Origin of the sequence: Pseudoalteromonas marina (assembly GCF_000238335.3) — a bacterium.
GTDB classification, from domain to species: Bacteria; Pseudomonadota; Gammaproteobacteria; order Enterobacterales; family Alteromonadaceae; genus Pseudoalteromonas; species Pseudoalteromonas marina.
The window spans coordinates 428526-441457 of sequence record NZ_AHCB03000005.1 but is presented as its reverse complement, the minus strand read 5'-3'; the positions used below and the strand labels follow the sequence as shown (position 1 = coordinate 441457).

15 protein-coding genes are annotated in these 12932 nt (G+C 40.6%); 12 read left to right on the top strand and 3 right to left on the bottom strand.

The window, feature by feature from the left end:
* Nucleotides 1-6 precede the first annotated feature (6 nt).
* The 3 genes from PMAN_RS02070 to PMAN_RS02060 all read left to right on the top strand — a co-directional run bounded on the left by PMAN_RS02070 (nucleotide 7) and on the right by PMAN_RS02060 (nucleotide 2879).
* Nucleotides 7-243 (top strand): calcium-binding protein, encoded by a 237-nt coding sequence (locus tag PMAN_RS02070; protein ID WP_010555779.1) that lies wholly within the window; start codon nucleotides 7-9, stop codon nucleotides 241-243.
* 167 nt (nucleotides 244-410) lie between these two features.
* The gene (locus PMAN_RS02065) at nucleotides 411-2084 is read left to right on the top strand and encodes an amidohydrolase (protein ID WP_010555778.1); all 1674 of its coding nucleotides are present in this window, start codon (nucleotides 411-413) and stop codon (nucleotides 2082-2084) included.
* A gap of 117 nt (nucleotides 2085-2201) precedes the next feature.
* Nucleotides 2202-2879, top strand: coding sequence for a FlgO family outer membrane protein (locus PMAN_RS02060; protein ID WP_010555777.1), 678 nt, complete (start codon nucleotides 2202-2204; stop codon nucleotides 2877-2879).
* A gap of 52 nt (nucleotides 2880-2931) precedes the next feature.
* Here PMAN_RS02060 and PMAN_RS02055 read toward each other — a convergent pair whose 3' ends face one another.
* Nucleotides 2932-3183 carry a YgjV family protein gene (locus PMAN_RS02055; protein WP_008130966.1) on the bottom strand — a complete coding sequence of 84 codons (252 nt, stop codon included), beginning with the start codon at nucleotides 3181-3183 and terminating at the stop codon, nucleotides 2932-2934.
* Between the two features lie 384 nt (nucleotides 3184-3567).
* On the opposite strand from PMAN_RS02055, the gene PMAN_RS02050 reads away from it, so the two are divergent.
* Nucleotides 3568-4224: a Crp/Fnr family transcriptional regulator gene (locus tag PMAN_RS02050; protein WP_010555776.1), complete on the top strand. Its 657-nt coding sequence runs from the start codon at nucleotides 3568-3570 to the stop codon at nucleotides 4222-4224.
* Nucleotides 4225-4320: 96 nt separating this feature from the next.
* Here the strand turns inward: PMAN_RS02050 and PMAN_RS02045 are convergent, their stop codons facing one another.
* A complete protein-coding gene (locus PMAN_RS02045) occupies nucleotides 4321-4887 on the bottom strand; it encodes a phosphoribosyltransferase (RefSeq protein WP_006791881.1) in 567 nt (188 codons plus the stop codon).
* Nucleotides 4888-5069: 182 nt separating this feature from the next.
* Entirely contained in the window at nucleotides 5070-6365 is a 1296-nt protein-coding gene (gene pepB / locus PMAN_RS02040; protein WP_010555775.1) for an aminopeptidase PepB, read from the bottom strand.
* Between the two features lie 115 nt (nucleotides 6366-6480).
* On the opposite strand from pepB, the gene sfsA reads away from it, so the two are divergent.
* The 8 genes from sfsA (at nucleotide 6481) to PMAN_RS02000 (ending at nucleotide 12915) form a co-directional block, all read left to right on the top strand.
* A complete protein-coding gene (gene sfsA, locus PMAN_RS02035) occupies nucleotides 6481-7200 on the top strand; it encodes a DNA/RNA nuclease SfsA (protein ID WP_010555774.1) in 720 nt (239 codons plus the stop codon).
* A 306-nt stretch (nucleotides 7201-7506) separates the two neighbouring features.
* Nucleotides 7507-7950, top strand: a complete 444-nt coding sequence (gene dksA / locus PMAN_RS02030; RefSeq protein WP_006791878.1) for an RNA polymerase-binding protein DksA — start codon at nucleotides 7507-7509, stop codon at nucleotides 7948-7950.
* A gap of 18 nt (nucleotides 7951-7968) precedes the next feature.
* Nucleotides 7969-8883: a tRNA glutamyl-Q(34) synthetase GluQRS gene (gene gluQRS / locus PMAN_RS02025; protein ID WP_010555773.1), complete on the top strand. Its 915-nt coding sequence runs from the start codon at nucleotides 7969-7971 to the stop codon at nucleotides 8881-8883.
* Between the two features lie 175 nt (nucleotides 8884-9058).
* Nucleotides 9059-10486 (top strand): polynucleotide adenylyltransferase PcnB, encoded by a 1428-nt coding sequence (gene pcnB, locus PMAN_RS02020; RefSeq protein WP_010555772.1) that lies wholly within the window; start codon nucleotides 9059-9061, stop codon nucleotides 10484-10486.
* A gap of 4 nt (nucleotides 10487-10490) precedes the next feature.
* Nucleotides 10491-10976 carry a 2-amino-4-hydroxy-6-hydroxymethyldihydropteridine diphosphokinase gene (gene folK / locus PMAN_RS02015; protein WP_010555771.1) on the top strand — a complete coding sequence of 162 codons (486 nt, stop codon included), beginning with the start codon at nucleotides 10491-10493 and terminating at the stop codon, nucleotides 10974-10976.
* Between the two features lie 31 nt (nucleotides 10977-11007).
* Entirely contained in the window at nucleotides 11008-11802 is a 795-nt protein-coding gene (gene panB / locus PMAN_RS02010; protein WP_010555770.1) for a 3-methyl-2-oxobutanoate hydroxymethyltransferase, read from the top strand.
* Nucleotides 11802-12650 (top strand): pantoate--beta-alanine ligase, encoded by an 849-nt coding sequence (gene panC, locus PMAN_RS02005; RefSeq protein WP_010555769.1) that lies wholly within the window; start codon nucleotides 11802-11804, stop codon nucleotides 12648-12650. Before panB ends, panC begins: the two co-directional genes overlap by 1 nt.
* A 28-nt stretch (nucleotides 12651-12678) precedes the next feature.
* A complete protein-coding gene (locus tag PMAN_RS02000) occupies nucleotides 12679-12915 on the top strand; it encodes a hypothetical protein (protein WP_006791872.1) in 237 nt (78 codons plus the stop codon).
* The last annotated feature ends 17 nt before the right edge of the window (nucleotides 12916-12932 follow it).

Sequence of the window (12932 nt, the reverse complement as noted above, 5' to 3'; positions counted from 1 at the left end):
ATTTTAATGAACCCCATACACTTATTTATTGTGTGCACTCTAACCGTATTTAATGCATCAAGCTTTGCCGCAAGTGACACTATTAACAACCAGTTTAAAAAAATAGACCGAAACAAAGACGGATTTTTAACGCGTTCTGAAGCCTCAATAGACCCCGCCTTGTGGTCTAAGTTTATTAGTTACGACCAAGATAAAGACGGCCGGCTAACACTTAGCGAATACCATTTATATGCCAGTAAGTAGCCCTTACATAAGTAACCTTTCTAACTTTAGGTTTTAGGTAATTAATTTAACAGCTAAGTAACCAGCTTAGCTTTAACTGTCTATTTTACGAGCTTATCGCATCCTGTTGGTATTCTAAAAAAGGGTTTGCTAGTGTTATTGCACTAAAAATAACAAAACAGTGCCCTATGTTACTCAAAAAATTACTTAAACCACTTGTACTTGCCAGCCTTTGTGCGGGCTCTAGCTTTGCCATTGCACAAACCAAAGTTATTTATAATGCTAATGGCTACACCCCGCTTTATAAAGGCAAAATGCAAAAAGGTGAACTTCAGCAATTTAGCACTTTAGTTATAAAAGATGGCAAAGTTGTAAAAGTAGGCGGCGACACACTAAAAGAAAGCTTTCCAGATGCCAAATTAATAAATGCAGAAGGCAACACATTACTGCCCGGCTTAATAGATGCTCACGGCCACGTTATTGGGCTAGGAGATAACTTATCGCAACTTGATGTACGCGGCGCTAAGTCGGTTGATGACGTTACAAATAAACTAAAGCAATTTGCGCAAGGCAAACAAGGTTGGATCATCGGCCGAGGCTGGAACCAAGAGTTATGGCCAGATACACGCTTTCCTACCGCTAAAGATTTAGACAAAGTAGTAAGCGATCGTCCGGTTGTTTTATCTCGTGTTGATAGCCATGCAATTTGGGTTAACTCAAAAGCGCTTGAGCTTGCGGGCATTAACGCCGATACAAAATCGCCAAAAGGCGGTGAAGTGATAAAAGATGAATTTGGTCACCCTACCGGTATTTTTGTTGATAAAGCTGAGTCGTTAATTGTGCAGCACATGCCAGCCCCTTCAAAGCAAGATATTAGCAACTCGCTAGATGCCGCAGGAAAGCACTTATTAAGCTTAGGTATTACTTCTACTCACGACGCTGGCATAGATAAAGCCACATGGGAAGTGTACAAAGAGCGCGGCGATCAAGGTAATTTACCTCTGCGCATTGTGGCAATGCTAAGTGGTGCTAGCCCAGATTTACCAGCGATGTTAAAAGCGGGGCCATATCACGATAACTACGATTTTATGGAAATTCGCAGTGTTAAAGTGTATGCCGATGGTGCATTAGGCTCGCGTGGCGCAGCGCTTATTGAAGATTATGCCGACCGTGCTGGCCATCATGGTTTGATGCTTGAAACCCAAGAAAAACTCGAAGCTTTATTTACGCAAAGCTTTAAAAACGGTTTTACCGCCAACACCCATGCCATTGGTGACAAGGCTAATCGTGTGGTTTTAGACGCCTACGAAAATGTATTTAAAAAAACAGGCGGTATTTTACTGCGCAACCGCATAGAACACGCGCAAATAGTAACACCAGACGATATTCCTCGATTTAAAGCACTAAAAATTATTCCATCAATGCAACCTGTTCACGCTACGTCTGACATGCATATGGCAGAGCAACGCCTAACTGAAAAGCAACTTAGCTTTGCATACGCATGGCAAACATTTTTACAACAAGGTTCAGTGGTTGCTGCGGGTTCTGACTACCCTGTAGAGCTTGCAAACCCGTTTGATGGTTTATATTCAGCAATAACGCGAATGGATCATAACAAACTGCCTGAAAACGGCTGGCGTCCAAGCGAAGTACTAAGCCGCGAAGATGCACTACGTGCATTTACACTAGGCGGTGCTTATGCTGCGCATCAAGAGTTTAAAATAGGGAGCTTAGAGCAAGGTAAATGGGCCGACTTTATTTTGGTGGATAAAGATTACTTTAAAGTACCCGTTGAAGATATATACAAAACCCAGGTGCTACAAACATGGATTGCAGGTATGAAGCGCTATGAAAAACAATAACAATAAAGCATTAGTTTTAAATAGATAAATAAATTAATAAATATCACTAAAGTAATTAAAAAGCGTGTCGATAATCATAAGTACTTATAATTTCTTATTATGTTTCAGGATGAAAGCATGTTATCAAAAAAAGTAACTTTGAGTTTATCGGCACTATTTACTCTTTCACTATCAGCTTGTTCTACCCACCCTATTTATAACGGCCATGCGCCACACAATAACAAGCATCACCACAAATCATATGTTAAATACGAAGAAAACAATTACCCAAGAGTAAGCAATTGGCAATTCCCTGAGAATAACTATCGGCCAGTTAACAGCAGTAAGTTATTAAGTAATTACACTGAGCAATTAGCCATGAAGCTAATTGAAAACATGAACTACATTAATAGTAGTACGCCTATAGCAATTACATCTTTTGTTAACCTTGACGACAACTTGCAAACCACAAATATTTTTGGCAATCACTTAGCTGAAAGTTTTATTTCTGAGTTGCAAGAGTTTGGGCTATCAGTTGTAGACTATAAACATACTGGTGCCGTTCATGTTACACCTATGGGTGATTTTTCATTTAGTCGTAATGGGCAAGAAATTAAAGGCTACCCGCATATTGAATATACACTATCTGGAACCCTTACATATACGAACAGAGGCGTGATTGTTAATGCTCGCATCATAGGTGCAAAATCTAAGGTTGTAGTCTCTTCTGCTAAAGGGTTTATACCTAGCTTTATTGTTGAATCTTTATATCCGACACGCAAAACAGATGGAATAATGTTAGACGCCATTCAATAAAAACAAAAAAGGGTTAACGCAAGTTAACCCTTTTTATTACAAACCATGTCATTTAGCTTTTTGGCTGCTGTGCCTCTGGCTGAACAGCTTTTGGCTGACGGTATAATTTTATAATGTGATACAAGTTAACCAATGCCAGTAACGCGTTGGTAAAAACAACGGGAACAGCACCAATGGCTACACCGTAAGCCGTAAACACAATACATCCTAACATGTTGTACCAACGAAGCTTTACTACATCGGTCATAGTGAGTGATGCAACCAATAAAGCTGACGCAATATAGCCTAAATATTCCCAACTCAATTGTTCTCTCCTAACCTTTGGGTTAGCATTACACTAATGCTAACTTATTACAGTTGTAAGTATTGCAAAGTAATAGCGCTTTGCTTAATTATGAGCGTTATTTAGATTTTGAAAAATAATTGGCTAGTAAGAGAGTAGCTCTCTTATATTAATAATTAAGCGAAGTGACATACGTAAATAAAAAGCTAACTTGCTTAAAAACCTGAAAAAGTTTGCCGGCAAAAAAACCAACAAATTCTTAAATCATTACACGGGAAATGAAGGTAAAATAATACCCATAGCAAAGCTAAAAGTATTAGTAGCAAGTTAGCGTAAATTCTTAATGTGTTAATGCTACCGTCATTAAAACATAATAAATAGGACAAATGTCCGAAGAGCATATTGATGTTTCAATACCATTTTTCTAGTTATCTTGTTGAACAGCTATTAACCTTTGCAGGTAGTAGTTATCAACAATCAAAAAAAGAAGTGCTGATCCATCAAGATCAGCCTTTAAGCAAGCTTGTGCTTGTGCGCAGCGGCACTGTGTCATTTAGTTATGACGTAGGAAACGGACGACGCCTGCTGCTAGGACAACTGGATTGTAATAATACCCTGATAGGTGAAATAGAAGCACTTAACAACAATCCGTGTATTTATACGGTAACGTGTTTTAGTGATGTGACTTACAACCTGATTGAGTTAAGGCATTGGCGTGCATTATTGCTCGAAAAACCAGAGCTAAGTTTATACACAGCACAAACTATTGCGGCTAAGTTTCAAGAAAATCAAAAAATCAATTTAGATAAGTTATTACTGCCACTTAGCTACAATATAGCTAAAGATTGCCTGCTTAGAGCCGAGAATAGCAACCCTACACTACTTAGAGCCTACCCAACGGTAAACGCAGAGGCTGAACGTTTTGCAACCACTGAGCGAGCTTACAGGCGTGTTGTAACAGAGTTAGTAGAAAAAGGCCTAGTGCAAAGAAGCACTAATGGTTTACAAGCGGTCGATATTCCAATGCTTAGTGAATATGTAGATAGCTTTGCACAACTCTAGGCACACAAAAAAAGGCCAATTAAGGCCTTTTTTTATTGCCCTAAAAACAAATAACACGTTCGTAAGGCTAAATATGCAATCGATGCACTCGTTGTATTAGTCTTCTAACAAAATATCGTGAATTTTCACTAAGTCAGATTTACCTTCAATAATTTCATCTGGTGTTAAACCCGACAATTCATGCGGGAATACTAACCATTCTTCAGACTCATGAATGTAGTAATCAGGCACGGTATCTACTTTTGAATTTTTTGGTTTGTAGTATGGGCAAGCAATTCGAATATCGCGCGGTAAATTTAAGCGCATTAGTTCTGAAAGCTTTTCTTTTAGTGCAACAATACTGCGCCCTGAGTCAAATACATCATCAACAATAAGCAGAGAATCACCCGCATTAGCGTTTTCTACAATGTAATGTAAGCCGTGTACTTTAATTTCTTTTGATTGCTGGCCAATACCATAATAAGACGATGTGCGCACTGCAATGTGGTCAGTTTCAATACCTTTGTAATCGTAATATTCTTGCACAGCAATACCAATTGGTGCACCACCTCGCCAAATACCTATAATAAAATCAGGACGAAAGCCGTCTTTGTATACTTGTGCCGCTACGCGGAATGAATCTTCAAGTAACTGTTGAGCTGTGATATAGCACTTATCTGACATAGTTAGAAACCCCAGTGGTGGATATTATATTTGAGCGTAGTTTAGAGTAAAACCAACTTAGCCACTCAAACAGGTATTGGCGATGGATTTTACCGTAAATTAAATAAAATTGCTTGCTTGTAGATCAAAAAAGGCACCAAACGGTGCCTAATTTTAATATAAAAAGCCTAACTTAGTTAATATTATGCTTTTTCTAGCAACGTACGAGCAACCGTGCGCATACCTTGTGTTGTTGCGCCTGCAGCCCATTGGTTCGTGCTACCCATGTTAAATGCAGCAGCTAAATCAATGTGTACCCAACCTTTGCCATCGTTTGGCACAAAGCGTGATAAAAAGCCTGCAGCATTTGACGCACCACCATAGCCGCCCCCTTTTTGCGCTCGGCTGTTAGCCGTATCAGCATAAGGTGATGGGCAGTTTTGTTGGTGCCACTTTTCAAGTGGTAATGGCCAAGCTGCTTCCATTTCTTGAGATGCAAAGCCTTCAACCTCACGCGCTAGCTCTTTATCTAGTGCAAACAACGCATTGTATTCTTGACCAACAGCAACCAACGCTGCCCCCGTTAATGTTGCAGCGTCAATAATTAAAGGCGCGCCTGTTTCACCCGCAGCCATTAAGCCATCGGCAAGCACTAAACGCCCTTCTGCATCAGTATTTACAATTTCAACGGTTGTGCCATTTTTGTAAGTAAGAATGTCGCCTAATTTGTAAGCGTGGCCAGAAATTAAGTTCTCAGCACAACATAAGAATAATTTAATGCGTTTTTCAATACCACGATTAATAGCAAGTGCTAAACCAGCCGTTACTGTTGCAGCACCGCCCATATCGCACTTCATCCCTAGCATGCCTTCGCTCGATTTAATTGAATAACCGCCCGAATCAAACGTAATACCTTTACCCACAAGGGCTGCACTAACGGGTGCGTTATCGTCGCCTGTTGGGTTGTAATCAAGCTCTAACAATACCGGAGGGCGAACACTTCCGCGACCAACAGCATGAATACCAATCCATTGCTGCTCTAATAACGCATCGCCTTTAATTATTTGGTAGCTTACGTGCTCTGGCGCAAGCGATTGAATAAACTCAGCTGCTTTTTCAGCAAGGCTTTCAGGGTATATATCGTCTGCGGTGCCATTAACCATTTCACGCGCCCATGTTGCTGAGCTTTTTAAATGCGCAAGTTCTTTAAGATCTGATTGTGCGTTATCAACAAATTCAACACCGTTTAACAATTTTGGTGTTACAAAGCCTTGGTAAAAAGCCCATTGGCTTTCTGTGCACCACGTGTCGCCCGCAAGCTCAACATGCTTAACACCTTGATTAGCAATTGTACGCGCTGCTTTTTGAACATTTTTTAATGTTTCTTGCTCAGATAAATGAACGGTTGCGCCACGCTCGTTAAAAGACAACGTTGCGCTTTCGCCCCAATGACTCGGTGCTGCGTGTTCGCTTAGTTGAACAACAAATTTTTCACTCATGTTAGAATATCCTTGCACTTAAATGTGCTGTTGAGTTTACTATAGTGCGCCTAAGTTCCCAACAGCTTGAGATAAATAACCCCTATCACGCTATTTAACCGCATTGGACACAACCATGAAGTACACACCTGCACTGCGATCAGCCACACTATTAAAACGCTACAAGCGCTTTTTAGCTGATTTAAAACTAAACAATGGCGCTGAGTTTACCGCCCATTGTGCCAACACCGGAAAAATGACCGGCTGCGCCGAACCAGGTTTTACTGCTTTTTATTCAACCAGCAATAACGCAAAACGAAAATATCCACATTCATTAGAGCTGACCAAAAACAATTTAGGGCAATTAATATGTGTTAATACAGCGGTAGCCAATAAAGTAGTAGAAGAAGCGATTAATCATAAAGTGATTGATGAATTAACAGGCTATGAGCAACTTCAAAGTGAAGTTAAATACGGCAGTGAAAATAGCCGAATCGACTTTTTACTCACAACCCCAAACAAACCAAGCTGCTACGTTGAAGTTAAATCGGTCACTTTAATAAGCCAAGATGATCCACACAGCGGCCAAGGTTATTTTCCGGATGCACAAACACTGCGTGGACAAAAGCACCTTCGCGAGCTTATTGAAGTGGTCGAATTAGGCCATCGCGCCGTACTACTGTTCGCTGTTTTGCATGAGGGTATTAATATTGTTAGCGCGGCGGCGCATATTGATGAAAAATACGCAGCGCTTTTACAACAAGCCATCGATGGCGGTGTTGAAGTTATCGCTTATAAAGCACTTATTTGCGCAAACGAAGTCGTTCTTCATAAAAAAATAGCATTTGTAGCTTAATGTATAACCCAACCATTAAGCTCAGTAATTGTAATTAGAACAAACAACGCGATGAAAAGATTGAAGCAATAAAAATCAATTCCAGAGTTAAACTTGTTTTTTAAAGTTTTGCCCCCATATAAAGGCAAGTTTTACAAACCAGTAAGTTAGTTAAATAAGCACCCTCATTTAACGCACTTTTTACTCGCAAAGCATGGTTGAAGCTAATTCGAATAATTAAAAATAAATTTGCCTAGGGTATAAGTTTCTGTTATTTATACCGCCGGCTAATGCTGAGGCATTAAATTAAGGATTTAGGAGAGAGTTATGCCAGACCAAAAGAAACATGGTTTATTGGCTCAAGCCGGTTTAGAACCATACCAAGAAAAACCAGGCGAAGAGTATATGAATGAAGCACAACGTGCTCATTTCAAAACGATTTTAGAAACTTGGCGTAACGATTTACGCAACGAAGTTGATCGTACAAAATCGCATATGCAAGACGAAGCTGCTAACTTTCCTGACCCAGTTGACCGCGCTGCACAAGAAGAAGAGTTTTCTTTAGAACTTCGAACTCGTGACCGCGAACGTAAATTAATTAAAAAAATTGAAAAAACAATTATTTTAATTAAAGAAGATGATTTTGGCTTTTGTGAGTCTTGTGGCATCGAAATTGGTATTCGCCGCCTAGAAGCGCGACCAACTGCCGATTTATGCGTAGACTGTAAAACACTTGCAGAAATTAAAGAAAAACAAGCTGGACGCGGCTAATTAACCTTATTAATTAGCATGCCACCTGCAGCCGTTACTGCGCCTATGCGCAACTATCGCGGTCGTTTTGCACCGTCTCCTTCTGGGCCACTTCATTTTGGCTCACTTGTTGCGGCTGTGGGCAGTTACCTTGATGCAAAAGTAAATAAAGGATCTTGGCTCGTCCGTATCGAGGATATAGACACCACTCGAGTGGTGAAAAATGCCGACACCGATATTCTAAATACCTTACAAGCCTATTGCCTCCACTGGGATGAATCAGTTGTTTATCAAACTAAGCGGCTCGATTTATACCAAGACGTAGTCAGCTCCCTTGAAAATCAACAATGTGTTTATGCTTGTCACTGTAGCCGAAAACAAATAAAAGCTTTGGGTGGAATTTACCAAGGCCAGTGTAAAAACCTTGGCCACCCAACCGATACAGGCGCACTACGATTAACACAATGCCATGCAACCACACACTTTAACGATCTGATTCAAGGTGATATTAGTGTTAGTAGCGAGCTGGCACACGAAGATTATATAATAAAGCGCAGTGATGGCTTATTCGCCTACCAATTAGTGGTTGTTGTAGACGATATTGATCAAGGGATAAATAGGATTGTTAGAGGCGCCGATTTAATTGAGCCAACAGCACGGCAAATCAGTTTATTTAAACAACTTAATCACCCTATTCCTGAGTTTGCTCACTTACCTTTAGCCGTTGCCAAGCCCGGTTTTAAACTATCTAAACAAAACTACGCTCCTGCAATTAGTAAAGCAGAACCAAAACCCGCATTGATAAGTGCCTTTGAATTTTTAGGCTTGCCAACTCATGCCAATTTAATGGATTTAACTACTGAGCAACTCATTGAATGGGGCATAAATACCTTTGAGTTAAAACAAGTGCCGCGAGTCGCTGAAATACAAATTTCTCAGAAGCAAACAAGTTAAGCCAAGCAATTTACTAAACTGTGTAAATAAAATCGTTAAAAACAGCTTAATTTCAACACATCAACTTAATTTTTAAACCCTGCTGGTATATGATAGCCGCCTAAATATGTGCTATTTGAGTAAGACGGTGAGTATTGGGGTTTAACACCACTATTTGCGGTTATTTTTGATTGCGATGACAGGCCAATCAACACCTTCTAGGAGACGGATTATTATTTCCAAGCTTTTTCAATTTTGCCGACAGATAATCGGCCCAAATACGAGTGCTGAAAATGCCTCTGCCTCTGTAAGCAGCGAACCATTAGTAATCACGCGCGGTGAGCATGGTATTTCTCGTAAACAATTTAGCCCAAATGCAATCAAAGTTTTATACCGATTAAAGGACGGTGGCTTTGATGCCTACCTCGTTGGTGGTTGTATTCGCGATATATTGTTAGGTCAACAACCTAAAGACTTTGATGTAGTCACTAACGCAACGCCCGACCAAGTTAAAAAGCTTTTTAGAAACTGTAGATTAATTGGTCGCCGTTTTCGTTTAGCGCACATTGTATTTGGCCGTGAAATTATTGAAGTGGCAACCATGCGCGGTCATCACGAAGCGCCTGAGTCTAAAAACCAAATAAGCCAATCAAGTACTGAAGGGCAATTATTACGTGACAACGTATTTGGTAGCATTGAAGAAGATGCCGAGCGCCGTGATTTTTCAATTAACGCGCTGTATTACTCAATTAACGATTTTAGCATTCATGATTACGCCAATGGTTTAGCCGCTATTAAAGCAAAACAAATTGAGCTTATTGGCGATCCTGAAACACGCTACCGTGAAGATCCCGTGCGTATGTTACGCGCAGTACGATTTGCAACAAAGCTTGATATGAGCATTGCGCCTAATAGCGAAAAGCCGATCAGCGAGCTTGCCAGCTTACTTGATAACATTCCACCGGCGCGTTTGTTTGAAGAAGTACTTAAACTGTTTTTAAACGGTAAAGCTGAAGCTAACTTTTTAATGCTTCGCCAATACGGGCTTTTCCGTGCATTATTTCCTGCGCTAGATAAAATTTTAGAAGCCAACCCAAATGGTTTAGAACAAGCCTTTGTTCAGCAAATGTTTCAAAATACCGATAAACGCATAAATGCTGATAAAAAAGTAACGCCTGCATTTATTTTTGCCGCGCTATTATGGTTCCCACTTTTAGCAATAACCAAAAAGCTTCAGGCCGAAGAACAACTTAGCGAGTACGATGCCTTTGCACAAGCAATGAATAAAGTACTTAGCGAAAGCGCACAACATATTGCAGTTCCAAAACGCTTTACGTTGGGTGCGCGCGATATTTGGCATATTCAGCACCGTTTAGATAAACGTGCAGGCCAACGTGCGTACAGGTTAACGCAACAACCGCGCTTTAAAGCCGCTTACGACTTTTTATTATTGCGCGTTGATGCGGGTGAAACTGAGCATAAAGAACTTGCACAGTGGTGGACTCAATACCTTAGCCAAGATATTAACGGTCAAAAAGACATGGTTAAAAACTTAGGTCATCAAGGTGGTCCAAAGCCGCGTAAACGCTCTCGTCGCCGCGCACCAAGAAAGCCAGCTGAGTAATAACATGAACCGTGTTTATTTAGGGTTAGGTGCTAACTTAAACTCGCCTAAACAACAGCTTGATAACGCGATTGCGGCACTTAAAAAACTGCCGCATAGCGAGTTTGTAAGCGTGTCTCACTATTACGCAAGTAAACCTATGGGACCGCAAGACCAACCCGACTACATTAACGCAGTTGCATGTATTAATACCCATCTTGAACCAGAACAGCTACTTGATTTAACACAAAAAATTGAACTAGAGCACGGCCGTGTTAGAAAAGCCGAACGTTGGGGTCCTCGAACGCTAGACATAGATACCCTTTTGTTTGGTAATAAAATTATTAATACTGCACGCTTAACTGTGCCCCATTATGGCTTGAACGAACGCGAGTTTGTGGTGTACCCGTTGCTTGAACTTGCGCCAGAACTTATTTTACCCAGCGGCATTGCACTAAAAACCATTGCAACTAATTTACCGCTCAACGACTTACAACAATTACCTCTGTAATTAACCAAGGCTTATGCCTGCGAGGAATATTATGTCTAAAATAACCGTTTCTACTTTAAATAAAATGAAAGCAGAAAATAACAAAATCACAGCATTAACTGCTTACGATGCAAGCTTTGCAAAGTTATTTCATGATAATGGCGTTAACGTTATTTTAGTCGGTGATTCATTAGGTATGGTGCTGCAAGGCGGTGATGATACGCTTGGCGTAACCAACCAAGATATTGCTTACCATACGCGCTGTGTGCGTGCAGGAAGCCGTGAATTATTTGTTATTGCTGACATGCCATTTATGACATATTCAAGCGTTAACGACACCTGTAAAAATGCCGCAGAACTTATGCGCGCTGGTGCAAACATGGTTAAACTTGAAGGTGGCGAATGGCTTTACGACAGTATTAAAGCGCTTACTCAACAAGGTATTCCTGTGTGTGGGCACTTAGGCCTTACCCCTCAATCTGTGCACGTATTTGGCGGCTTTAAAATCCAAGGCCGCGAAGAAGACAAAGCACAAAAAATGATTAATGATGCAAAAGCACTGGAAGCCGCTGGCGCACAATTATTAGTACTTGAGTGTATCCCGAGTGCATTGGCAAAACGTATTACTGATGCGCTTAGTATTCCAACCATTGGCATTGGTGCTGGTAATGTGACCGACGGTCAAATACTAGTAATGCACGACCTAGTGGGTATTTCGGCAGGTTATATTCCAAAATTTTCAAAAAACTTTTTACTAGAAACTGGCAACATGCCAGCGGCCGTTCAAAAATATTGTACCGATGTAAAAAGTGGCACTTTTCCAAGTGCTGAACATGAGTTTAAATAATGCAGTCAATTACTGAAATTAAATCATTACGTAGTCAAATTAAAGCATGGCGACAAGCGGGCTTGAGTGTGGCGTTTGTACCAACAATGGGCAATTTACACCGAGGACACTTTTCACTCGTTGAAAAAGCAAAAACTTTAGCTGATAAAGTGGTTGTTAGTATTTTTGTAAACCCAATGCAATTTGGCGCTAACGAAGATTTAGATAACTACCCACGTACATTATCAGAGGACAAACAAGGCCTTGCAGAATTAGGTACTGATATTGTATTTACACCAAGTGTAAGCACAATTTATCCAAATGGGCTTGGTGAGCAAAGTTTTGTTGACGTACCAGGCGTGTCGCTTGGTTACTGTGGTGGTTCGCGCCCTGGGCACTTTAAAGGCGTTGCAACTGTTGTGACTAAGCTATTTAACCTAGTGCAACCTGACTACGCTTGCTTTGGTGAAAAAGACTTTCAGCAACTGCAAGTGATTAAAACGATGGCTCGCGACCTATCTATGCCTGTTGAAATTATTGGTGTACCCACCATGCGTGAAGTATCAGGGCTTGCTATGAGCTCACGTAATGGCTACCTATCAGCAGAGCAAAAAACAACAGCAACTGCTTTATTTAAAGCGCTAGGCCAGTGTGCCGAGCAGCTTAAGCAAGGTAATAAAGATTTCACTTCGCTTAAAGCACATGCTAAACAAAGCCTAGAGCAAGCAGGCTTAAAGCCAGACTATTTTGAGATAGCTCAACGAGATACCTTAAAAACTGCTACACTCGATGATAACCATTTTGTTATTTTAGCCGCCGCCTTTTTAGGCTCTGTGAGATTAATTGACAACATGCAGGTCGACATTTAATTTATTGAGCTTACTTTAAGGATTAAAAATGCATATATTAATAAAAACAAGCGTAGTTGCGCTCACTTTAGCTGTTTTAGCCGGTTGTCAAAACCATGTTGAAAATGCCGAGATGAACCAATGTGCTCAACAAAACTTTCGTTGCGAAAGCACCTGCGAGCAACAAACAACAGCTGAAGGGCTTAAGCAACAGGTGTGTTCTGCTAAATGTGTAGAAACATACAACCAATGTAAAGCACGTGCTGAAAAGTTAGGTGGTATTTAATTCCCTAAAATGTTTAA

What these genes read in the sequence shown, in the direction of transcription:
- PMAN_RS02070 (WP_010555779.1), top strand. Translation starts at nt 7, where the DNA reads ATGAACCCCATACACTTATTTATTGTGTGCACTCTAACCGTATTTAAT.
- PMAN_RS02065 (WP_010555778.1), top strand. Translation starts at nt 411, where the DNA reads ATGTTACTCAAAAAATTACTTAAACCACTTGTACTTGCCAGCCTTTGT.
- PMAN_RS02060 (WP_010555777.1), top strand. Translation starts at nt 2,202, where the DNA reads ATGTTATCAAAAAAAGTAACTTTGAGTTTATCGGCACTATTTACTCTT.
- PMAN_RS02050 (WP_010555776.1), top strand. Translation starts at nt 3,568, where the DNA reads ATGTTTCAATACCATTTTTCTAGTTATCTTGTTGAACAGCTATTAACC.
- PMAN_RS02045 (WP_006791881.1), bottom strand. Translation starts at nt 4,887, where the DNA reads ATGTCAGATAAGTGCTATATCACAGCTCAACAGTTACTTGAAGATTCA.
- pepB (WP_010555775.1), bottom strand. Translation starts at nt 6,365, where the DNA reads ATGAGTGAAAAATTTGTTGTTCAACTAAGCGAACACGCAGCACCGAGT.
- sfsA (WP_010555774.1), top strand. Translation starts at nt 6,481, where the DNA reads ATGAAGTACACACCTGCACTGCGATCAGCCACACTATTAAAACGCTAC.
- dksA (WP_006791878.1), top strand. Translation starts at nt 7,507, where the DNA reads ATGCCAGACCAAAAGAAACATGGTTTATTGGCTCAAGCCGGTTTAGAA.
- gluQRS (WP_010555773.1), top strand. Translation starts at nt 7,969, where the DNA reads ATGCCACCTGCAGCCGTTACTGCGCCTATGCGCAACTATCGCGGTCGT.
- pcnB (WP_010555772.1), top strand. Translation starts at nt 9,059, where the DNA reads ATGACAGGCCAATCAACACCTTCTAGGAGACGGATTATTATTTCCAAG.
- folK (WP_010555771.1), top strand. Translation starts at nt 10,491, where the DNA reads ATGAACCGTGTTTATTTAGGGTTAGGTGCTAACTTAAACTCGCCTAAA.
- panB (WP_010555770.1), top strand. Translation starts at nt 11,008, where the DNA reads ATGTCTAAAATAACCGTTTCTACTTTAAATAAAATGAAAGCAGAAAAT.
- panC (WP_010555769.1), top strand. Translation starts at nt 11,802, where the DNA reads ATGCAGTCAATTACTGAAATTAAATCATTACGTAGTCAAATTAAAGCA.
- PMAN_RS02000 (WP_006791872.1), top strand. Translation starts at nt 12,679, where the DNA reads ATGCATATATTAATAAAAACAAGCGTAGTTGCGCTCACTTTAGCTGTT.